General features: G+C 55.1%; 23 protein-coding genes. 8 read left to right on the forward strand and 15 right to left on the reverse strand.

Annotated features, from left to right (window positions below; all coding sequences use genetic code 11):
* The first annotated feature begins 93 nt into the window (after positions 1–93).
* Positions 94–702: an alpha/beta hydrolase gene (locus E2L00_RS02225; protein ID WP_167606371.1), complete on the forward strand. Its 609-nt coding sequence runs from the start codon at positions 94–96 to the stop codon at positions 700–702.
* A gap of 139 nt (positions 703–841) precedes the next feature.
* On the opposite strand, the gene E2L00_RS02230 is transcribed toward E2L00_RS02225, so the two are convergent.
* From E2L00_RS02230 to E2L00_RS02245, 5 genes are all read right to left on the reverse strand, one after another.
* The gene (locus E2L00_RS02230; protein ID WP_167606374.1) at positions 842–1648 is read right to left on the reverse strand and encodes a trypsin-like serine peptidase; all 807 of its coding nucleotides are present in this window, start codon (positions 1646–1648) and stop codon (positions 842–844) included.
* A 104-nt stretch (positions 1649–1752) separates the two neighbouring features.
* Positions 1753–1857, reverse strand: a complete 105-nt coding sequence (ydgU, locus tag E2L00_RS22060; protein ID WP_476695794.1) for a small membrane protein YdgU — start codon at positions 1855–1857, stop codon at positions 1753–1755.
* A 171-nt stretch (positions 1858–2028) separates the two neighbouring features.
* Positions 2029–2409 carry an acid resistance repetitive basic protein Asr gene (gene asr, locus E2L00_RS02235; RefSeq protein WP_167606377.1) on the reverse strand — a complete coding sequence of 127 codons (381 nt, stop codon included), beginning with the start codon at positions 2407–2409 and terminating at the stop codon, positions 2029–2031.
* Between the two features lie 172 nt (positions 2410–2581).
* Complete coding sequence (locus E2L00_RS02240) at positions 2582–4066, reverse strand: carboxypeptidase M32 (RefSeq protein ID WP_167606380.1); 1485 nt, start codon at positions 4064–4066, stop codon at positions 2582–2584.
* Positions 4067–4137: 71 nt separating this feature from the next.
* On the reverse strand, positions 4138–5394 hold the full coding sequence (locus E2L00_RS02245) for an MFS transporter (protein ID WP_167606383.1): 1257 nt from the start codon (positions 5392–5394) through the stop codon (positions 4138–4140).
* 107 nt (positions 5395–5501) lie between these two features.
* Here E2L00_RS02245 and E2L00_RS02250 point away from each other — a divergent pair, with 107 nt between their 5' ends.
* The 5 genes from E2L00_RS02250 to E2L00_RS21490 all read left to right on the forward strand — a co-directional run bounded on the left by E2L00_RS02250 (position 5502) and on the right by E2L00_RS21490 (position 8903).
* Positions 5502–6404: a LysR family transcriptional regulator gene (locus tag E2L00_RS02250; protein ID WP_167606386.1), complete on the forward strand. Its 903-nt coding sequence runs from the start codon at positions 5502–5504 to the stop codon at positions 6402–6404.
* A 124-nt stretch (positions 6405–6528) separates the two neighbouring features.
* Positions 6529–7746, forward strand: coding sequence for a sugar metabolism global transcriptional regulator Mlc (gene mlc / locus E2L00_RS02255; protein WP_167606389.1), 1218 nt, complete (start codon positions 6529–6531; stop codon positions 7744–7746).
* Positions 7747–7870: 124 nt separating this feature from the next.
* Positions 7871–8566, forward strand: a complete 696-nt coding sequence (gene bioD / locus E2L00_RS02260; RefSeq protein ID WP_167606392.1) for a dethiobiotin synthase — start codon at positions 7871–7873, stop codon at positions 8564–8566.
* A 90-nt stretch (positions 8567–8656) separates the two neighbouring features.
* On the forward strand, positions 8657–8764 hold the full coding sequence (locus tag E2L00_RS21485) for a histidinol dehydrogenase (RefSeq protein ID WP_476695795.1): 108 nt from the start codon (positions 8657–8659) through the stop codon (positions 8762–8764).
* Positions 8718–8903 carry a hypothetical protein gene (locus E2L00_RS21490; RefSeq protein WP_236127651.1) on the forward strand — a complete coding sequence of 62 codons (186 nt, stop codon included), beginning with the start codon at positions 8718–8720 and terminating at the stop codon, positions 8901–8903. Before E2L00_RS21485 ends, E2L00_RS21490 begins: the two co-directional genes overlap by 47 nt.
* A 139-nt stretch (positions 8904–9042) precedes the next feature.
* Here the strand turns inward: E2L00_RS21490 and osmV are convergent, their stop codons facing one another.
* The 9 genes from osmV to E2L00_RS02310 form a co-directional block, all read right to left on the reverse strand.
* Positions 9043–10188: an osmoprotectant ABC transporter ATP-binding protein OsmV gene (osmV, locus tag E2L00_RS02270; RefSeq protein WP_167606394.1), complete on the reverse strand. Its 1146-nt coding sequence runs from the start codon at positions 10186–10188 to the stop codon at positions 9043–9045.
* On the reverse strand, positions 10188–10835 hold the full coding sequence (osmW, locus tag E2L00_RS02275; RefSeq protein ID WP_167606397.1) for an osmoprotectant ABC transporter permease OsmW: 648 nt from the start codon (positions 10833–10835) through the stop codon (positions 10188–10190). The genes osmV and osmW overlap by 1 nt, the downstream gene beginning before the upstream one ends.
* Positions 10836–10844: 9 nt before the next feature.
* Entirely contained in the window at positions 10845–11747 is a 903-nt protein-coding gene (locus tag E2L00_RS02280) for a glycine betaine ABC transporter substrate-binding protein (protein WP_167606400.1), read from the reverse strand.
* 19 nt (positions 11748–11766) lie between these two features.
* Positions 11767–12483 carry an osmoprotectant ABC transporter permease OsmY gene (osmY, locus tag E2L00_RS02285; protein ID WP_167606403.1) on the reverse strand — a complete coding sequence of 239 codons (717 nt, stop codon included), beginning with the start codon at positions 12481–12483 and terminating at the stop codon, positions 11767–11769.
* Between the two features lie 309 nt (positions 12484–12792).
* Positions 12793–13422 (reverse strand): Tat proofreading chaperone DmsD, encoded by a 630-nt coding sequence (gene dmsD / locus E2L00_RS02290; protein ID WP_167606406.1) that lies wholly within the window; start codon positions 13420–13422, stop codon positions 12793–12795.
* A gap of 57 nt (positions 13423–13479) precedes the next feature.
* Positions 13480–14337: a DmsC/YnfH family molybdoenzyme membrane anchor subunit gene (locus E2L00_RS02295; protein ID WP_167606409.1), complete on the reverse strand. Its 858-nt coding sequence runs from the start codon at positions 14335–14337 to the stop codon at positions 13480–13482.
* A gap of 1 nt (position 14338) precedes the next feature.
* Positions 14339–14956, reverse strand: a complete 618-nt coding sequence (locus E2L00_RS02300) for a DMSO/selenate family reductase complex B subunit (RefSeq protein WP_167606412.1) — start codon at positions 14954–14956, stop codon at positions 14339–14341.
* Positions 14957–14966: 10 nt separating this feature from the next.
* Positions 14967–17405, reverse strand: coding sequence for a selenate/tellurate reductase subunit YnfE (gene ynfE, locus E2L00_RS02305; protein WP_167606415.1), 2439 nt, complete (start codon positions 17403–17405; stop codon positions 14967–14969).
* 230 nt (positions 17406–17635) lie between these two features.
* The gene (locus E2L00_RS02310; protein ID WP_167606418.1) at positions 17636–17941 is read right to left on the reverse strand and encodes a DUF1161 domain-containing protein; all 306 of its coding nucleotides are present in this window, start codon (positions 17939–17941) and stop codon (positions 17636–17638) included.
* Positions 17942–18049: 108 nt separating this feature from the next.
* Here E2L00_RS02310 and E2L00_RS02315 point away from each other — a divergent pair, with 108 nt between their 5' ends.
* Positions 18050–18760 (forward strand): YnfC family lipoprotein, encoded by a 711-nt coding sequence (locus tag E2L00_RS02315; protein WP_338031874.1) that lies wholly within the window; start codon positions 18050–18052, stop codon positions 18758–18760.
* Between the two features lie 86 nt (positions 18761–18846).
* On the opposite strand, the gene E2L00_RS02320 is transcribed toward E2L00_RS02315, so the two are convergent.
* Positions 18847–19197: a DUF1283 family protein gene (locus tag E2L00_RS02320; protein ID WP_167606424.1), complete on the reverse strand. Its 351-nt coding sequence runs from the start codon at positions 19195–19197 to the stop codon at positions 18847–18849.
* A gap of 105 nt (positions 19198–19302) precedes the next feature.
* On the opposite strand from E2L00_RS02320, the gene E2L00_RS02325 reads away from it, so the two are divergent.
* Positions 19303–19629 (forward strand): YnfA family protein, encoded by a 327-nt coding sequence (locus E2L00_RS02325; protein WP_167606427.1) that lies wholly within the window; start codon positions 19303–19305, stop codon positions 19627–19629.
* Positions 19630–19651 lie beyond the last annotated feature (22 nt).

Genomic DNA, 19651 nt, shown 5'->3' on the forward strand with positions numbered 1-19651 from the left:
GTGGATAACTCTGTGGGATTCTATGTAGATCGTTGTACGAGGCCGGAAGATCGGGTGGGTTAACCTTGCCTGGCTGACAAGGAAAGGACATACATGAAAAAACTAGTGATTTTTTTACACGGCGTGGGAAGTTCCGGTGCCGATTTAGAAGGGCTGGGACTTTATTTTCAGCAGGTTATGCCGGAGGTTATTTTTGCTTCACCGAACGGCACTTCACCCTTTGACGGCGGCGATGAGGGTTACCAGTGGTTCAGCGTGACGGGCGTAACGGAACAGTCGCGTCCCGAACGCGTCGTTGAGGCCCGCGCCGCGTTCGATGCCACCATCCACGCTATCTTCAGACAACATAATGTGACGCCGGGTAAAGACCAGGTCATCCTGCTCGGTTTTTCTCAGGGGTCGATTATGGCGCTGGACGCCCTGGTAACGGCGCGTTTCCCTCTGACGGGCGTTGCTGCGTTTTCAGGGCGGCTTTCTTCGCCTCGCCCTTATCAGCCAGCGGCAGATTCTGCTGCGCTACTGATACACGGCATGGACGATCGGGTGATTGCGTGGACGGAAAGCGAAGCTGCCGCCGCTGCGCTAACGGAAGAAGGCGTTGAGGTAGAAACGCTGTTTGAGCCGGGCGTAGTGCACACCATTAGCGCCGAGGGTGTCGCCAGGGCAATGGAGTTTATTATCCGACGCTTTGAGCTGAGCTAAGCCATTTTTTATCCCGGTTTCCGATGTATGCGATTGGTAAACGCTGGCAGCCTGCAACACATTCTGCGGCGACGTATCGCAATTGCTGGGATGACGGCAATGCTATGGGATCGGTTCAGTGATACCTGACCCGCTTAAGCTACTGGCTTGCCAGCGCTTCTAAGCGATCCCGGAAACCGGTGACTGAAATGGCGCGGTTATCGGCACGGTAGCGGTCTTTTGCCGCAGGTGCGGAACTTTGCACGGCAATCAGCTTCCAGCCGCTATCGGTTTTAAGCATCAGGGGAGAGCCGCTGTCGCCCGGCAGCGTATCGCACTGATGCGACAGGACGGTTTTTTGCGCCCAGCCGGTGACCTGGCAATCGGTATGAGTATATAAATCGTCCAGATGATCCTCAGGATAGCCTGACTGCGTGACCTTACGATCCTGCGCTTTCAACGCTTCGGTCAGCGCATCGCGATCGCCTTCAAACAAGGGAAGGGGAGTGATGCCCGAAGGCGGGTTGTGCAGTATCACCAGCCCGAAATCATACGGCGCCGCACCGGGCGGGACAATCCAGCCGTCGCCGTCCGCTTTTAAACGCCGCCCGAGCGAACTCTCTACCCGCCCTTCGATATCATGAATTTCGTAACGCCATTTCCCTTTCATTGAGATGAGGCGTAATGCGACGGCTTTGTCCGCTTTACCGCGTGGAGGCTGCAACAGGCAATGCCCGGCGGTTAAGGCCAGATGCGGTGAAATTAAGGTCGCGGTGCAGAGGTTACCGCTGGCGGTTTCCAGCTGGCCGATGGCATCCCACGGACCGTTAGCGGGATCGTTCACATGGGTGCGGTCATCGTTGCCAAAAAACAACGTTCTTACCTCTGCTGCGTTGTCGTTATCCGCATGTGACAGAGCCGGTAATAAAAATAAAGCGCCTGACAGCAATACAACTCTTTTGTGCATATCACTCTCTGTGGGGCGATTAATTATGATTTTTGTATAAACCCGATGGAATAACTATAGACGGGCCGCGCCGAAAGCGGGAGTAAAAACAGCGTGCTACGCCGCTAAATCCAGAAGCTGAAGGTAATCATGCCGCAGATAATCAGCAGCGAAAGGATGATTTCAAAACCGTAGCGTCGCAACATCATCCGGGCTCCAGAAGTAAACATCCGGCGAGCCGGGTGTACTGAAATACCAGCTTCTATACATCGTGGATACTCTCTTCTGGTCTGCCCCAGACAGTAAAAAATCACGCTTTTTTGCTGTCGGCCATCAAACTAAACACCCGGCGAGCCGGGTGTTTACATTAGGGCTTTTATTTGGGGATAGTCCCGGCAGACTTATGCTGCTGGCTGAGCGGCTGGTTTGGTCGCTGCGTGGGTCGCTTTTTTGTGATGCTTTTTAGCAGCCTGCGCTTTCTGAGCAGGTTGTGCAGCTTCAGTTTTCACTGCTTTTTTGTGATGCTTTTTAGCGGCCTGCGCTTTTTGAGCAGGTTGTGCAGCTTCAGTTTTCACTGCTTTTTTATGATGCTTTTTAGCAGCCTGAGCTTTTTGCTCGGTAGCGGCTTTTTTGTGTTTCTTGTGATGGGTGGTTTTTGCTGGCGCTTTAGCCGGAGCAGCAGCGGTAGCGGCAGGAGCCGGAGTAGCTGTAGTGTCAGCAGCGAAAGCAGCGGAAGACAGACCCATGGCAGCGGCAACAACCAGAGCTAATACTTTATTCATCTCGACATCCTCGAATTTGTTTATGTGTGAACCCCACTGCGGGGCCGTTGAGATGAACTATAGGCCTGCCGTTTAAAAGCTTCAGTGAGTGATTGGTATCGGCGTGTAACGGAATGTACAAAGGGGAAGGGGGAAGGTAAAACGCCGGGAACGCGCGCCCCGGCGCAAGGATTTACAGGTAACGAGCTTCTAAATGTTTACGGAAATACAGCGGGTTAAGATCTTCCCCTGTCGCATTGGCGATAAGCTGCGAAGTGGTGAAACGGCTGCCGTGCTGCCAGATATTCTGGCTTAACCAGTCGAACAACGGCGTGAAGTTTCCTTCTGCAACGTCGCTTTCGAGCTGCGGTAGCGCGCGTTTGGCTGCGTTAAAGAGCTGTGCTGCGTACATTGCGCCCAGCGTGTAGGACGGGAAGTAGCCGAACGCGCCGTCCGTCCAGTGAATATCCTGCATGCAGCCGTTGCGATAGTTATCTTTGGTCGACAGCCCCAGCCAGTGCTGCATTTTCTCGTCCCACAGCGCGGGAATATCCTCCACTTCAATATCGCCTTCAATCAGCGCTCGTTCAATCTCGTAACGCAGCACCACGTGGGCCGGGTAACTTACTTCATCGGCATCCACGCGGATATAACCGCGCTCAACACGCTGGTTAAGCGCAACGAAGTTCTGCACGTCAAAAGCAGGCTGCGCGCCAAAACGAGCAATAATTTTTGGCAACAGCAGCCTGAGGAACGCTGTGCTGCGGCCAAGCTGCATTTCAAAGAACAAACTTTGTGATTCATGAATGGCCGTGGAGCGGGCATGGGCAACCGGCTGTCCCAGCCATTCGCGCGGAAGATTCTGCTCGTAGCGCGCGTGCCCGGTTTCGTGGATCACCCCGAACAGCGAGCTGACCAGATCGTTTTCATCGTAGCGTGTAGTGATACGAACATCTTCTGGCACGCCGCCGCAGAAGGGATGCGCGCTTACGTCCAGACGCCCGCCGTCAAAATCGAAACCAAGCAGCTGCATGATTTCCAGGCCAAGCTCGCGCTGGGTCCCGGTAGCAAAAGGGCCAACGGGCGTTATCATCGACCGTTGGGATTGTTTAGCCACCACTTTTTGCAGCAGGTCAGGCAGCCAGGTGCGCAGGTCACCAAACAGCACGTCGAGTTTTGCGCTCGTCATGCCCGGCTCGTAAAGATCGAGCAGCGCGTCGTAGCGCGATTTGCCTTTGGCTTCAGCTCGCAGCCTGGCTTCTTCACGGCTAACGCGAACGACCTCTTTTAAATTGGTTGCAAAGCCCTGCCAGTCGTTAGCCGGACGCTGTGTCCGCCAGCCGTGTTCGCAGCGGGTGCCCACCAGAGACTTTTCTTCCACCAGAGATTCCGGCAGCAGCACGGCTTCCTGGTACCGGCGAGTCATTTCACGAAGGTTGGCGCGCTCAACGTCATTCAGATCTTCCTGAGCGGCGGCCTGCAGCAAAGTGGCAATTTTTTTATCGGTCAGAATCTGGTGCTGTAGCACGCTCAGTTCGGCCAGCGCTTCACCGCGCGCGGCGCTGCCCTTTGGCGGCATGTAGGTGAACATATCCCATCCGGCGATGGCAGAGAGGTGTCCGAAGCGGGACAGGCGCTGGAAGGTGCGGGTAAGATGGTTATAGTTTTGCTTTTCCATAGAGCCTCGTGAATGTTATTAACGCAGCGAAAATAGCAAAAAGCGTTAATAAAAACGAGGCCCGCTGGCGGTTAGCGTGCGCGCTGATGCAGGCGGCGGCCGACCAGTAACGCGATTACCAGCAATGCGCCGATAAAAGCGGCGACGCCATACCAGCCGAACCGATGCCAGAACACGCCTCCCAGCGTACCCGCGATGCTTGAACCGAGGTAATAGCTGAACAGATAAAGAGAAGATGCCTGGCCTCTGGCGCGTTTCGCGCGTGGCCCAATCCAGCTGCTGGCAACGGAGTGCGCCGCAAAGAAACCGGCGGAGAACAGCAGCATGCCGACGAAAATTATCATTAGCGGTGCGAACAGAGTTAACGCCAGGCCCAGCAGCATAATGCCGGTGGAGAAAATCATGACCGGGCCGCGGCCAAACTTTGTCGTCATCGCACCGGCTTTTGGTGAGCTCCAGGTGCCGGTTAAATAAGCGACTGAAAGCAGACCCACCACCGCCTGGCTTAAGAACCACGGCGCTTCCATCAGGCGGTAGCCGATGTAGTTAAACAGCGTGACGAACGCGCCCATCAACAGGAAACCTTCGGCGAACAGCAGCGGCAGGCCCTGGTCACGCCAGTGCAGACGGAAATTAATAAACAGCGTTTTAGGGCGCAGTGAAGAAGGACGGAAGTGTCGGGATGCGGGCAGGATCTTCCAGAACATCAGCGCAGACGCCAGCGCAAAACAGCCAATCGCCGCAACCGCAATACGCCAGTTAAAGAAGTCGGTTATCACCGCGCTTAACAGGCGGCCGCTCATGCCGCCGATGGAGTTCCCGCTAATGTACAGCCCCATAGAAAAGGCCACGAAGCTTGGGTGGATCTCTTCGCTGAGGTAAGTCATGCCGACGGCGGCGACGCCGCTCAGAGAAAGACCAATCAGGGCTCGCATAATCAGGATGCCGTGCCAGCTCGTCATCATTGTGGAAAGCAGCGTGCAGCAGGAGGCGAGCACTAAAGCCGTAACCATCACCGGCTTACGCCCAATGGCATCGGAAAGCGGCCCGGTAAACAATAAGCCGATGGCGAGCATGGCAGTGGATATCGACAGGGAAATACTGCTGCTGGCGGGGGAGACGCCGAATTCATGCGAGAGCACCGGCAAAATGGGCTGCACGCAGTAAAGCAGCGCAAACGTGGCCAGACCGGCGGAGAAAAGCGCCAGGGTAACGCGCATAAACTGGGATGTGCCGCGTTTGATGTAAATTGCTGATGCAGGCGTGGCAGAAATGTGTTCGTCAACGTCGTTTGCCGGGGCGGCGCTAACGGAGGATGTACGGCTCAAAATCAATCCTTAGGGAAAGTCAGGACACTTAACGTCTTCCTGACAGAGTAGAAAAAGGTGAATATTCTGTCTAATATATTAATAATCTTAATTGATATGTTTAAAATATGAATATCGAACTGCGTCATTTGCGCTATTTCGTGGCGGTGGCAGAAGAACTGCATTTTGGACGCGCCGCCGCGCGGCTGCGTATCTCCCAGCCTCCTTTAAGTCAGCAAATTCAGATCCTCGAACAGCAGATTGGCGCCAGGCTGCTGGCGCGCACCAACCGCAGCGTGAATCTCACGGCGGCAGGGCAGCAGTTTTTGACCGATGCGCGCCAGATTCTGGGGCAGGTTGAAGCGGCGGCGGCACGCGCCGAACGCCTGCATCATGGGGAAACGGGGGAATTACGCATAGGTTTTACCTCCTCCGCGCCGTTTATTAAGAGCGTCTCTGACAGCCTTTCAACCTTCAGAAAACGTTACCCGGACGTGCATATCCAGATGCGCGAAATCAATACGCGCCAGCAAATTACGCCGCTTAACGACGGCGAGCTGGAGCTGGGATTAATGCGCAATACGCGCCTGCCGGATACGCTGGCATGGAAACTGGTGCTGCGCGAGCCTTTGCGGGCGATAGTGCACCGCGATCATCCTCTGGCCGCTTATGCATCCATTTCTCTTCACGACCTGGCACACGAACCCTTCGTGTTCTTTGATCCGCACGTGGGAACCGGTCTGTATGACGAGATCCTTGGCCTGCTGCATCGCTTCAACATTTCGCCCTATATCACCCAGGAAGTGGGGGAGGCGATGACGATTATCGGCCTGGTTTCGGCGGGGCTTGGGGTATCCATTTTGCCTGCTTCGTTTCAGCGTGTACGGCTAAGCGACGTGGTGTGGTTACCGTTGCAGGAGCAGGAGGCTCAGTCGGAAATGTGGCTGGTGTGGCCAAAACATCGTGAGCTTTCAGGGGCCGCACTTCGCATCAGCGCGCTGTTAACCGAGGCGACTTCTGTGCCAGAATAAGCGCAAATCCGGGATATTATGTGCGTTAAATCACAACCCTACGTAAATATTTGACTACCCCGCCTGAAGTGTTTCACCATAGCCCACAGTTTATTTCGAAGCGCGAAAATAAAGGGAGTACTACGTGGTTGCTGATAGCCAACCGGGCCATATCGATCAGATTAAGCAAACGAATGCAGGCGTGGTTTACCGCCTCATTGATAGCCATGGCCCGGTATCGCGTATCGATCTTTCTCGTCTGGCACAGCTTGCGCCAGCCAGCATCACCAAAATTGTGCGCGAGATGCTCGAAGCGCATCTGGTGCAGGAGACGGAAATTCAGGATCCCGGCAGCCGCGGTCGTCCGGCGGTGGGATTAATGCTTGAAACAGAAGCCTGGCATTATCTTTCGGTGCGCATCAACCGCGGCGAGATTTCGCTTGGCCTGCACGATCTCAGCAGCCAGCTGATCGTCGAAGATACCGTTTCACTCCCGGTTACCGACCCGAAACCGCTGCTTGAACGCGTTATTAGCCAGGTGGACCAGTTTTTTATCCGCCATCAGCACAAACTTGAACGTCTGACCGCCATTGCCATTACCCTGCCGGGCATTATCGATACGGTACGCGGGATTGTTCACCGTATGCCGTTTTATGATGTCTGCGATATGCCACTGGGCGAAATGCTGGAAAACCATACCGGTGTCCCGGTATTTATCCAGCACGATATCAGCGCGTGGACGATGGCTGAGGGGCTGTTTGGCGCTTCCCGTGGCGCGCGCGATGTCATTCAGGTTGTTATTGACCATAACGTGGGCGCTGGCGTTATCACCGATGGCCGTCTGCTACACGCGGGCAGCAGTAGCCTGGTAGAGATTGGCCACACGCAGGTCGATCCTTACGGCAAGCGGTGCTACTGTGGAAATCACGGCTGCCTGGAAACTATCGCCAGTATAGAAAGCGTGCTGGAGCTGGCCCAGCTGCGTATGAACCAGTCCATGGGATCGATGCTGCATGAACAACCCCTGACGGTAGAGTCGCTTTGCGATGCCGCCCTGCAGGGCGATCTTCTCGCCAAAGATATTATCCTCGGCGTTGGCGTCAACGTAGGGCGTATTCTCGCCATCATGGTGAATTTGTTTAACCCACAAAAGATCCTGATAGGTTCGCCGCTCAATCGCGCAGCGGATATTCTTCATCCGGCTATTACAAGCTGCATCCGCCAGCAGGCTTTACCCGCATACAGCCAGCACATGATTGTCGAAAGCACCCAGTACAACCACCGAGGGACGATGGCGGGAGCGGCGCTGGTAAAAGATGCCATGTATAACGGTTCTTTACTGATTCGCCTGCTGCAGGGATAATCATTTTCATTGATCCACTAAAAATTGCGCTATCTCAATCTGGTCCATCCTCTCTTCTTTTAGACTTCCGGAACTGAATTATTCAAGTTTTTAACGAGTTTTGCGTATTACCCCGGGAGTCAGCATGCTTAAGCGTTTCTTTATCACAGGCACCGATACGGCAGTCGGCAAGACGGTGGTATCCCGCGCCTTGCTGCAGGCGCTGGCCGCCAGCGGAAAATGTGTTGCCGGCTATAAGCCCGTCGCCAAAGGGTGCAAAGAAACGCCGGACGGTTTGCGTAATAAAGACGCGCTGGTGCTGCAAAGCGTTTCATCGCTGACGCTGCCTTATGAGGCAATTAACCCCATCGCCCTGAGTGAAGATGAAAGCAGCGTAAATCACAGTTGCCCAATCAACTACGGCTTGCTGTCCGATGGTCTGTCATGTCTGGCAGCACAGACCGATTACGTGGTGGTTGAAGGGACGGGCGGCTGGCGCAGCCTGATGAACGATCTTCGTCCACTGTCCGAATGGGTGGTTCAGGAACAACTGCCCGTGTTGCTGGTGGTGGGTATTCAGGAAGGCTGTATCAACCATGCGTTACTGACCGCGCAGGCCATTGCTAACGACGGTCTGCCGCTGGTGGGATGGGTAGCGAACCGCATAAATCCCTGTCTTGCCCATTACGCTGAGATTATTGATGTACTGCGTAAAAAACTGCCCGGGCCGCTAGTGGGCGAACTGCCGTATCTCCCCCGCGCAGAGCAGCGTGAGCTTGCACAATACATCAATTTGTTCATGCTCAACGGCGCTTTATCGGCAGAACGGGTGCAGGCGTAAACGACCACGCCGGAGAATGAAGATCCTGCGGGTGAAGGCAGCAAAATCCGCAATTACGGCTCGCTGTTTATCGGCCAGAATGCCAGCGTTGTGTTCTCAGATAAATGCTGCGGAACCAACCACACGCTGCCGACGATGGCCGCAGCGCGTTATGCCGGCGGCCTGTGGGTTGAAGATTTGCACCCATCAGTGGATTGACGATCGTGGCATTGCGGCCGTTGCTGAGCCTGCCGTTCGCCAGAGCCGCACGGAGGGGATGCAGGCGCATCGTCGCGCCGCGGAGATTCGTTTACGCCCGGAGGAAATTGACGAGATTACCAGCGGCAAGCGGGATTAACTTTTACTCCCTCTCCTGGAATAGAGGGCCGGGGAAAGGGCGACCGGGACTGATAGCAACATAGTGTTCAGGCGTCACCTTTCCCCCTCGTCCTGACCCTCTCTTCCTCAAGGGCGGAGAGGGTATCGTATTTGCCAGTTTAAGGTTGATGAATATTCAGCACGCGGCGCGTTTTACCCGAGCTGAGATAGTCGGCAATATAATCCTGCGAAATCTCACCGCTGTAACGTCCTTCTTCATCGGTAATCGGCATCCAGACCATGTTGTGCTCGTAGAGCTTCGACAGCACGATACGCAGGTTTTCCTCCGCACGCCCGGTAATGCGGAACGGATGCAGCATGTCTGCACAGACTCCCGTCGCGCCACGCGCTTCCCGGCGTTTCACAAAGCCCAGCGGCTTACCCGCGCTGTCCACTACCGTAATCGAACGCATATCGTTGTCGTCCATGGTGGCAAAAGCCTCCGGAAGCGGAGTCGATTCACGCGCCGTAACGGTCGGTTGCTGATCCGTAACGTCGCCAGCCTGCACCAGCAGTAGACGCTTAAGCGTGCGGTCCTGGCCGACAAACGAGCCGACAAATTCATTGGCCGGTTTCGCCAGCAGCTCATCAGGGCTTGCGCACTGGATAATTTTCCCCTGGCGGAAGACGGCGATACGGTCGCCCAGCTTCAGCGCCTCATCGATATCATGGCTGACCAGCATCACGGTTTTCTTCAGCTGGCGCTGCATCTCCAGAAATTCGTTCTGGATAACTTCACGGTTAATCGGGTCAACGGCGCCAAAAGGTTCATCCATCAGCAGCACCGGCGGATCGGCAGCCAGCGCGCGAATGACGCCGATACGCTGCTGCTGCCCGCCGGACAGTTCACGCGGGTAGCGGTGCATGTATTTGGTCGGGTCCAGCGCGACCATGCTCATCAGCTCGGCGGCGCGCGCTTTGCAGCGGGCCTTTTCCCAGCCCAGCATGCGCGGCACAACCGTAATATTCTCTTCAATCGTCATGTTCGGAAACAGGCCGATCTGCTGAATAACGTAGCCGATGTTGCGGCGCAGCGTCACGGTGTCCAGCTCGTTGGTGTTTTTGCCGTTAATCAGAATATTGCCGCCGCTTGGGGCAATCAGACGGTTAATCATCTTAAGCGTGGTGGTTTTTCCGCAGCCGGAAGGGCCGAGCAGCACGCACATTTCGCCTTCGGGTACGTTCAGGCTGACGTTATCAACCGCGTTAAAAGTCTGTCCGTTTTTCTGCGCGAACTGTTTGGTGAGGTTTTCCAGTTTTATCATTATCGAATCCCCTTCGGTGTCAGTACCAGTTGCAGACGATGCAGCAGCCAGTCCAGTACAATCGCTAAAACACAAATCATGACGGCGCCGGCAATCAGCATGCGAATGTCGCTGCCGCCGATACCATTAAGTAACAGCAGACCCAGGCCGCCTGCGCCGATGACGGCGGCGATAGCCATGACGCCAATATTCATCACTACCGCGGTACGGATACCGCCAAAAATTACCGGCAGCGCCATTGGAATTTCAACCCAGCGCAGACGCTGCCAGAAGGTCATGCCGATACCGCGTCCCGCTTCACGCAGCCCCGGTGGAATGCTGTCCAGCGCGGTGTGCGTGTTGCGCACAATCGGCAGCAGGGAATAGAGAAACACGGCCGTGACGGCCGGCATAACGCCAATCCCCTGGCCCACCATGGAAAACAGCGGGATCATCAGGCCAAACAGCGCGATGGACGGAATAGTCAGCACGATAGTGGCGATACCCAGTATCGGCGTCGCCAGCCATTTATGGCGAACGATTAAAATGCCAAGCGGCACGCCGATAATAATGGCCAGCCCAACCGCCATCAGTACCAGCCACAGATGCTGTAGGGTCAGGCTGCCGAGATAACCGGCGTTATCAATCATGTAATGCAACGTGTCCATGATGCCTCCTTAGAGCAAGCCTTTTTGCTGCAGGAATTCGCGGGCGACCTGCTGCGGGGATTCATGGTCGATATCCACCTTCGCGTTCAGGGAGGAGATCACGTCGTTATTCAGCAGGCCGGTGAGGGTATTCATTGCCTCTTCCAGCCCCGGATTGGCGGCCAGCGTCTCTTTACGCACTACGGGCGTGACCGCATAGCTTGGGAAAAAGCCCTTATCGTCTTCCAGCACTTTTAAATCGAAGCCTTTGACTCGTCCGTCAGTGGTGTAAACCAGGCCCGCGTCGACAAACCCATCGCGCACCGCGTTATACACAAGGCCGGGGTCCATCTGGCGAATCTGCGGTCTGTCCAGCGGCATATTGTAGGCTTCCTGCAGGGGTTTCATTCCGTCACTTCGCCCGGAGAATTCCAGATCCAGACCTAACATCCAGTTCTTCTTCGGCTCGGTCTGGCGAATGTGCTCAATTTTTTCCGCCAGCTCCGACATGGTATTGATGTTCTCTTCCTCGGCACGCTTACGCTGCATCGCAAAGGCGTAGGTGTTGTTCATATCCGCAGGCTTAAGCCACACCAGACCCAGCTTCGCATCCAGTTTTTTCACCGTTTCGTAGGACTCCTGCGGCGTCATACGCTTATTGATATGGTTGTAAATAATCAGTGACGTGCCGGTATATTCCCAGGTCATATCGATTTGTTTATTGACCATCGCGTTGCGGGAAATCACCGCGGCAATATTCGTCTTTGGGGTTATCTGAAAGCCTTTTTTGCGCAAATACTGTGTGGTCATGGCCGAGAGAATATGCTGCTCGGTAAAACCTTTGGTGGCAAACACGATAGGCTCTGCCCGAGCCGTGCCAGCCAGCACAGTCGTGACGGCAAAGGCGGCCAGCAGATATTTAAACGGTTTCATACAACGCTCCTTATTATTGTTATTTCGCGGTGTGCGGGCTTAAAACCCGACCCAGTCCGGCTAAGGCCATATCAAGGAACAGAGCAAACAGCGCGGTCGCCGCCGCGCCCAGAATCAGCGTCGGGAAGTCATTTAAATAGATGCCCGGGAAGATAAGCTCACCGTAGCTGCTGGCCCCAATCAGGAACGCAAGCGGCGCGGTACCGACGTTTATGGCGGTGGCGATGCGAATACCGGAAAGGATAACCGGCCAGGCGTTAGGAAATTCTACCTGGCACAGACGCTGCCATTTAGTCATGCCGATGCCGTTTGCTGCTTCAATCAACGAAGCGGGCACGCCGCACAGCCCGGCATAGGTGTTACGCACAATTGGCAGAAGAGATGCCAGGAACAGGGCGATAATGGCCGGTTTGTCGCCAATGCCGATAATCACCATTGCCAGCGCCAGCACGGCCAGCGGCGGCAGCGTATTGCCCACGTTAAAAATTTGCATGACGTATTCAGCCCAGCGACGAGCGGCCGGACGGCTCAGCAGGATGCCGCTCGGAATACCGACCAGTAACGCCAGCGCCATAGAACTGAAGACCAGGATCAGATGCTGTTGCCCGAGATAAAATAAATCGACCTGGCGTGCCTTAATGGTTTCTGGCCCGATACTCCAGACCAGCAGTCCGAGCACCACAACCAGCGCCAGAGCGCCCCAAAGGGTACGTTTTATAAAGGATGCGTTTTGCATTGCGGTGTGTCTCCCTGTTGCACGCTTTATAGCCACCAGCAGGTGGCCTGTTGTTATGCCTTGTGTCGGCAGGGTGTTAAAAGCTATAGCAACGTCGCGGGAATGCTTCCAGTCGGGGTAATGATTGTGTGACTAATGATTTATAGGCTGAATGCCAGACTGGCCCTTGCGCCGCCTCGTTTGCAGGCGCAACGTAAAGAATCGTCTTAAAAAGGTTAACGCTTGGTTACGGTGTAACTTTCAGGGGCTGGAGGGCGGGGTAAATCACAGGGCGGATGCGCGGCTGCGCTATCCACCCCACGCAGATCCTTAGTAATAAAGCTCTTTTCTGGTGACCGGAACCAGCAATGCTTCGCGCCAGCCTGCGAGCGTCAGACGGGTGAAGTCGCCCAGCCCCTGATAGAACGGATGAACGGCTTTCTCGCTAAACAACTCGAGGAAGCGCCCGGCCCAGGGCAGAAGATGCCAGGCGAGCAGTTCGTCGACACGTTGCTGATGACCTCGTTCCGCAAGCCATGCGGCCAGCATTAATAATGTACCGATATGATCCTCCGGCTCGTTTTGCTCAAGCTGATGGGCGATGCCGTTCTCACGCATCCACTGGCGCAGCTCCAGCATGGAATCACCGAACAATACGTTTTCTTTATCAAGATAGACGGAACCCCAGGGAGCGGCAGGCAAGGCGTATGGCCCAATAAACAACCTTTGATAGGCTTCGCTAAGCGGTTCCCGAGCATACTCAAGACCTTCTGCCATGCGCTGCGCTATTTCGGCCAGCGCAGGGGATTGCACCGGCCACTGTTCAGCCCATGAAGGGTCCGCAAGGGCGGTATAAAGCGGCGCAGCAGCCTGGTTTTGCGGATGCTGCCGGTACAGAACGCCCAGCACACGACCGGTCAGGGCAATTGCCGCCAGCCTTTGGGAATGATTAGATAACATCTTTCTACCTTGTTTAACACTGACAAAAGCTACGCGGGTTTCCCCGCGCATTTTATTTTAACCCGCAACCGCCATGCCGACGGTCATATGCAGGCCATAGAAGATACCGCGACCAATCAACTCACCGGTCACCACCAGCAGAAAGCCAACCAGCAAAGCGAGAGTTTTAGGCGGCGTGCGGCGAACCAGAGGGCAAACCCAGCAGCCCAGACCCAGCGCCAGCAGCGCCATACGCCAGACCTGGAGAGAGGCATAATCCGGCAGCAAGGCGGTGGCCTGCTGAACGGAGCTATAAATACCCGCCAGGCTAAATGCTTGCAGGATAGCCAGGCTTATCGCGGCAAACAGCGCCAGCACGCTAAGCGTTGCCAGCTTCGCACTGTTGAGCGGAAAGCTGGCAACGCGCAGTAAAAGCGCCCCCAGCAGCGGACCACCCAGCAAAACGGTCAGGAAAAAGCCCAGCGTTGTATAGCCGTTGTACCAGGTCGGAACGGTAGCAATCTGGTAAACGCGCGTCATGGCCAGCACGAAGCCCAGACCCAGCGCCATCGTCAGCAGCAGCCAGATTTTACCGAGCGTGGCAGGCATTTTTTTCATTATGGCTACCAGCCACCAGAATCCACCCACGGCAAAGAACAGCGAGCCGCTGGCGATTTCGTTGCTCAGGGAAGAATGCCCGATGCGGTTAAGCGAGTTAAACGCGCGCAGCGGCGAGCCGAGGTGCATAACCGAAGCGAGAAACGCAACGCCCATTAGCACCCACAGAAAGAACATCGCCCGGACGATTTTGTTTTGCAGTTCGCTGTTGTTGCTCGCCGATAGCCATGCCAGGCCCATAACGATTACGCCGCCTGTAACGCACTGCCCAAGCACGGTAAATAAAACCAGCGGCCATTCATGCCATCCGTTACCCATCTCATACCTCCTTCGGGTTGGCCAGATAGCCGGTTTTATCCCCGCAGGGACGGCTGTTGGCGTTGGGTTTAATGACGATATTAGGTTTGGTGAAATGCGCGGACGGCAGCGGGGCGATGGCCGCCTGCCTGCCATACTTTTTGCGCAGCTCGTCAATCGGCGCCATATCCAGCGCGCGCAGCGGACAGGACTCGACGCAGACGGGCTTTTTGCCATCGGCAATGCGGTCATAGCAGCCGTCGCACTTGGTCATATGGCCTTTTTCCGCGTTGTACTGCGGCGCGCCGTACGGGCAGGCCATATGGCAGTAGCGGCAACCGATACACACGTCTTCGTTGACCACCACAAAACCGTCTTCGCGCTTGTGCATCGCGCCGCTCGGACAGACTTTGGTACACGCCGGGTCTTCGCAGTGGTTACAGGCAATCGACAGGTAGTAGGCGAATACGTTCTGCTGATAAACGCCGTTGTCTTCCGTCCAGTCGCCGCCCGCATATTCATAGATGCGGCGGAAGCTGACGTCCGGCCCTAAGTTTTTGTAGTCCTTGCAGGCCAGCTCGCAGGTTTTGCAGCCGGTGCAGCGACCCGAATCAATATAAAAGCCATATTGCGTAGTCATCAGCTATCCCTTACGCCTTTTTGATTTCGACCAGATTGGTGTGTTGTGGATTGCCTTTTGCCAACGGCGAAGGGCGTTGTGTGGTGAGCGTGTTCATACAGGAACCATGATCGATACGATCGCCGGTCATATTGGCATCATGCCAGGCGCCCTGGCCCATTGCCGCAACGCCAGGCATAATGCGCGGCGTGACCTTTGCTTCCACGCGTAGTTCACCGCGTCCGTTAAGCACGCTGACCAGATCGCCATTGGCGATACCGCGTTTTTGCGCATCAATCGGGTTAATCCACACTTCCTGGCGGCAGGCGGCCTTGAGCACGTCGATGTTGCCGTAGCTTGAGTGGGTACGGGCTTTGAAGTGGAAACCAAACATTTGCAGCGGATACGTGCTGCGTTCGGGCGCGTCCCAGCCCTCAAAGGTGGAGGCGTAAACGGGCAGCGGGCTGATGGTTTCGTCTTTTTCCAGCTCCCAGCTTGCGGCAATCTCAGCCAGATTTGCGGAATAAATTTCAATCTTGCCGGAAGGTGTTTTGAGCGGATTATTCTCGGGGTCTTCACGGAACGCTTTATAAGCCACAAAGTGACCGTTCGGATCTTTACGCTTGTAGATACCCATAGCGCGCAGCTCTTCATAAGAGGGCAGCGCGGGATCTCTGGCGAGCATTTTGGCATACAGATATTTGAGCCACTCTTCCTGCGTGCGGCCTTCGGTAAATTTCTGATAAACATCCTGGCCCAGACGGCGCGCCACTTCGCTGGTAATCCAGTAAATTGGCCTGCGTTCGAACTTCGCTTCGGTGGCGGGCTGGATGAAAATCAGATAGCCCATATTCCCGGCGTAATCGTTCGGGATAATGTCTTCCTGCTCAACGGTCATTAAATCCGGCAGCAGAATATCGGCGTATTTTGCCGAGGAGGTCATGAAGTTTTCAATGACGACAATCATCTCGCACTTGTCGTCATCCTGTAAGATATCGTGGGTTTTGTTGATATCGGAATGCTGGTTGGTGATGGTGTTGCCCGCATAGTTCCAGATGAACTTAATCGGCACCTCCAGTTTCTCTTTGCCGCGCACGCCGTCGCGTTTGGCGGTCATGGACGGGCCGCGCGCAATGGCATCGGTCCAGCTAAAGCAGGAGATCTGGGTTTTAACCGGATTCTCCAGTACCGGCATACGTTCGATGGTGATGGTATAAGTAGATTCGCGCGCGCCGCTGTTGCCGCCGTTGATACCCACGTTGCCGGTCAGAATCGGCAGCATGGCAATGGCGCGGGAGGTCAGCTCGCCGTTAGCCTGGCGCTGCGGTCCCCAACCTTGGGCGATATAAGCTGGTTTAGCTGTACCAATTTCCCGAGCCAGCTTGATGATGCGATCGACCGGGATGCCGGTGATAGCCGACGCCCACCGCGGCGTTTTTTCCACGCCGTCCTCGCCCTGACCAAGGATATAGGCTTTGTAATGCCCGTTGGCAGGCGCGCCCTCCGGCAGGGTTTTCTCATCGTAACCGACGCAATATTTATCCAGGAACGGCTGGTCGACCAGCTGCTCGCTTATTAATACATGCGCGATACCGGCAACCAGCGCGGCGTCTGTGCCGGGGCGAATGGGGATCCACTCATCTTCACGGCCCGCAGCGGTATCGGTATAGCGAGGATCGATAACGATCATGCGGGCGTTGGAACGTTCACGCGCCTGTTCCAGATAATAAGTTATCCCGCCGCCGCTCATGCGGGTTTCGGCCGGGTTGTTGCCAAACAGCACGACAAGTTTGCTGTTTTCAATATCTGACGTGCTGTTACCGTCGTTGCTGCCGTAGGTGTATGGCATCGCGCAGGAAATTTGCGCGGTGCTGTAGGTGCCGTAATGGCTCAGGAAACCGCCGTAGCAGTTCATCAGACGGGCAACTAATGAAGCATAGGGCGAGGAGCGCGTGATATTGCCGCCCACGATCCCGGAGGTGTAATTAATGTATACGGCTTCGTTACCGTATTTTTCGACGGTGCTTTTGAGGCTTTTGGCGATGGTATCAAGCGCTTCGTCCCATGAAATGCGCTCGAATTTGCCTTCGCCGCGACGGCCAACGCGCTTCATTGGATAGTTCAGACGTTCAGGATGATTGATGCGGCGGCGAATAGAGCGTCCGCGCAGGCACGCACGCACCTGATGCTCGCCATAAATGTCGTGACCGGTGTTATCGGTTTCGACCCAATAGACTTCGTTATCGCGCACGTGAAGACGCAGGGCGCAGCGGCTGCCGCAGTTTACGGAACACGCTCCCCAGACGACTTTATCGGCGGACGGCTCAAGCGCGCCACCGACAGCAACGGCGGCGGCTTTCAGGCCAAAGGGAAGAGAAATTCCGCCGGCGGCCAGGGCCAGGCTTCCCAGTGCGGTAGACTTTACTAAAGATCGGCGGCTGATCCCGGCCGGGTTATTAAGGTTCGACATAGCTTACTCCATGGCTTATATCCCCTGACGGGAGCGCCATTTTTGGGTTTTATGTTGGGCTTTTATGCAGTGAAGGGATACGTATCGTCTTATTCATTACCAGACAAATAATACCTTCTGGGCGTAATTTTACTTATTTGGGAGTAGGCGTTATTAATACGCATCAATAATGGCGTGATAAGCGAAGGGAAATATTGACAGGTGACGGGGCGCGCAGGGCGCCCCGTAGGTTACTGCTGCTGTTCGTTTTGCGGAGCGTCTTGCGTGGCGGTGTTGCTGGCCGCTTCATTTCCGCTGCTGGTGCGGCTATAAAGAATTTTCTGCGTATCGTTACCGCAATGTCCCACAACCTGTGCATCTGGTTTATCAGCCTGATCGTTGGGCACAATCGTCAGCGTAAAACCCGACTCGGGCACACCATTGTTGACGATCTTTTGCTCAATGTCGGCCTTAACTTTATCGCATGAGGTCTGCGCTGCCAGCACCGGCGCGGAGGCCGTCAGCAGGAGCGCGGCTACCCAGACAGATCGTTTCATCGTCTCTTCCTTATGTTGAGGATGTTTACTAAGAATAGTACTTCTGGTGTAAACAGCTGTATTTGCTTATATCATGTCAGAACATTTGCAGAAGGGAACAGAACTAACGTGAAGAAAATCATTATCCTTAGCGCGCTGGCGGCGTTCCTTACCGGGTGTGATAACCAGGAGACGCCGCAGGCTTATACGCCGGAAATGGCCAGCTTCTCCAACGAGTTTGATTTCGATCCGCTGCGCGGCCCGGTGAAAGATTTTAGCCAGACGCTGATGAATGAGAAGGGCGAGGTGGTGAAACGCGTTGCGGGTTCCGTGTCGTCCGAAGGGTGTTTTGACACGCTTGAGTTTCATGATATTGAGGCCAACACCGGCGCGACGCTGATCCTTGACGCCAATTATTATCTGGATGCGCTAAGCCGCGAAAAACGCATCAAGCTACAGGGCAAATGCCAGTTAGCGGAGCTGCCTGCGGCGGCGGTAACTTACGATACCGATGATAACGGCTTTGTGGTGAAGGCGCGCGGTAAAGACGTTACGGTCGAATACCATTATGACGCAGAAGGCTATCCGACAGACCAGACCACAACGGCGAAAGCGTCGACGCTTGCGGTGACCACGAAAACCGGTGCCGACAAAAAGAAAAAGCTCGATTACACGGCGGTCAGTACCTTAAACGGTAAGCCGGTGGCGAAGACCGTGCAAGACTGTGATTACGACGCGCATTTTAATCCCGTGTCTTGCAGGCTAAACGTTACGGACGACAGCGTCACTCCACCGGCCACCACGCATTACGTTATCAAAAACACTATCGATTATTACTGATGACATTTGCGGGGGACATATTCCCTGCAACAGCTTCGTTCTATTAAGGCTTCTGCCTGAGAAGCCTTATCGGGCTGCTGCGGAGATTACGGCGCTACCACGCGGCCGGTACGACGATCCAGACAGCGCAGGGTGTTTGGCTCCCAGTAAGCGTTAAGGTTGGCGCTTTGCTGGCAATTGTCGCGGGCATCGAAAGCCACATCGTCTTTATCCCACTCTTTTTCCACGCGCTTATTCACTTTGTGGCGCAGAGAGCGCGTATCATTCCATTGCTCTTTTTCCATCGCGGCGTTCTGGCGAGTTTGCGCGTTGTCGCCGGACTCGATAATCAGCTTGTTTGTTTCAGCATGAGCCGGCTGGGTTAAAGCGAACGCGCTCAGCAGTAACGCCAGAGGCCAAAGAGCCTGCGTAAGACGTTTGTGAAGGATTGTGTTCATTGCTGTTTCCTTTTAGGGTGAGGCACGACTTCAACTGTACTATCGTGAACCGGGTGCGCCATTAGGTGCGCCTTTTAGTCACTATTATCCCCGATATAGTTCAATATGATCAAAACAACCTTACTATTTTTTGCTACCGCACTTGCTGAAATAATCGGCTGTTTTTTACCCTGGCTTTGGCTTAAACGTAGTGGTTCGCCGTTACTGTTATTGCCAGCGGCATGTTCACTGGCGATGTTCGTCTGGCTTTTGACGCTTCATCCTGCCGCCAGCGGCCGTGTCTATGCGGCTTACGGCGGAGTTTATGTTGTTACCGCGCTGCTTTGGCTGCGCATTGTGGACGGCGTTAAGCTCAGCGCCTATGACTGGATGGGCGCCGCCGTCGCGTTCTGCGGCATGCTGATCATCGTTGCCGGTTGGGGAAGAACGTAGGTTCCCTTATTAACTTTCCGCG

Source organism: Cedecea colo (assembly GCF_011808225.1).
GTDB lineage: Bacteria > Pseudomonadota > Gammaproteobacteria > Enterobacterales > Enterobacteriaceae > Dryocola > Dryocola colo.

Excerpts from the sequence above, each read along its gene's own strand:
- osmW (WP_167606397.1), bottom strand. The coding sequence starts at position 10,835 with ATGGACACGTTGCATTACATGATTGATAACGCCGGTTATCTCGGCAGC.
- osmV (WP_167606394.1), bottom strand. The coding sequence starts at position 10,188 with ATGATAAAACTGGAAAACCTCACCAAACAGTTCGCGCAGAAAAACGGA.
- E2L00_RS02280 (WP_167606400.1), bottom strand. The coding sequence starts at position 11,747 with ATGAAACCGTTTAAATATCTGCTGGCCGCCTTTGCCGTCACGACTGTG.
- osmY (WP_167606403.1), bottom strand. The coding sequence starts at position 12,483 with ATGCAAAACGCATCCTTTATAAAACGTACCCTTTGGGGCGCTCTGGCG.
- asr (WP_167606377.1), bottom strand. The coding sequence starts at position 2,409 with ATGAATAAAGTATTAGCTCTGGTTGTTGCCGCTGCCATGGGTCTGTCT.
- E2L00_RS02300 (WP_167606412.1), bottom strand. The coding sequence starts at position 14,956 with ATGACTACGCAATATGGCTTTTATATTGATTCGGGTCGCTGCACCGGC.
- E2L00_RS02310 (WP_167606418.1), bottom strand. The coding sequence starts at position 17,941 with ATGAAACGATCTGTCTGGGTAGCCGCGCTCCTGCTGACGGCCTCCGCG.
- E2L00_RS02240 (WP_167606380.1), bottom strand. The coding sequence starts at position 4,066 with ATGGAAAAGCAAAACTATAACCATCTTACCCGCACCTTCCAGCGCCTG.
- E2L00_RS02250 (WP_167606386.1), top strand. The coding sequence starts at position 5,502 with ATGAATATCGAACTGCGTCATTTGCGCTATTTCGTGGCGGTGGCAGAA.
- E2L00_RS02295 (WP_167606409.1), bottom strand. The coding sequence starts at position 14,337 with ATGGGTAACGGATGGCATGAATGGCCGCTGGTTTTATTTACCGTGCTT.
- E2L00_RS02230 (WP_167606374.1), bottom strand. The coding sequence starts at position 1,648 with ATGCACAAAAGAGTTGTATTGCTGTCAGGCGCTTTATTTTTATTACCG.
- E2L00_RS02325 (WP_167606427.1), top strand. The coding sequence starts at position 19,303 with ATGATCAAAACAACCTTACTATTTTTTGCTACCGCACTTGCTGAAATA.
- bioD (WP_167606392.1), top strand. The coding sequence starts at position 7,871 with ATGCTTAAGCGTTTCTTTATCACAGGCACCGATACGGCAGTCGGCAAG.
- dmsD (WP_167606406.1), bottom strand. The coding sequence starts at position 13,422 with ATGTTATCTAATCATTCCCAAAGGCTGGCGGCAATTGCCCTGACCGGT.
- E2L00_RS02225 (WP_167606371.1), top strand. The coding sequence starts at position 94 with ATGAAAAAACTAGTGATTTTTTTACACGGCGTGGGAAGTTCCGGTGCC.
- E2L00_RS02320 (WP_167606424.1), bottom strand. The coding sequence starts at position 19,197 with ATGAACACAATCCTTCACAAACGTCTTACGCAGGCTCTTTGGCCTCTG.
- ydgU (WP_476695794.1), bottom strand. The coding sequence starts at position 1,857 with ATGTTTACTTCTGGAGCCCGGATGATGTTGCGACGCTACGGTTTTGAA.
- E2L00_RS21490 (WP_236127651.1), top strand. The coding sequence starts at position 8,718 with ATGCCGGCGGCCTGTGGGTTGAAGATTTGCACCCATCAGTGGATTGAC.
- ynfE (WP_167606415.1), bottom strand. The coding sequence starts at position 17,405 with ATGTCGAACCTTAATAACCCGGCCGGGATCAGCCGCCGATCTTTAGTA.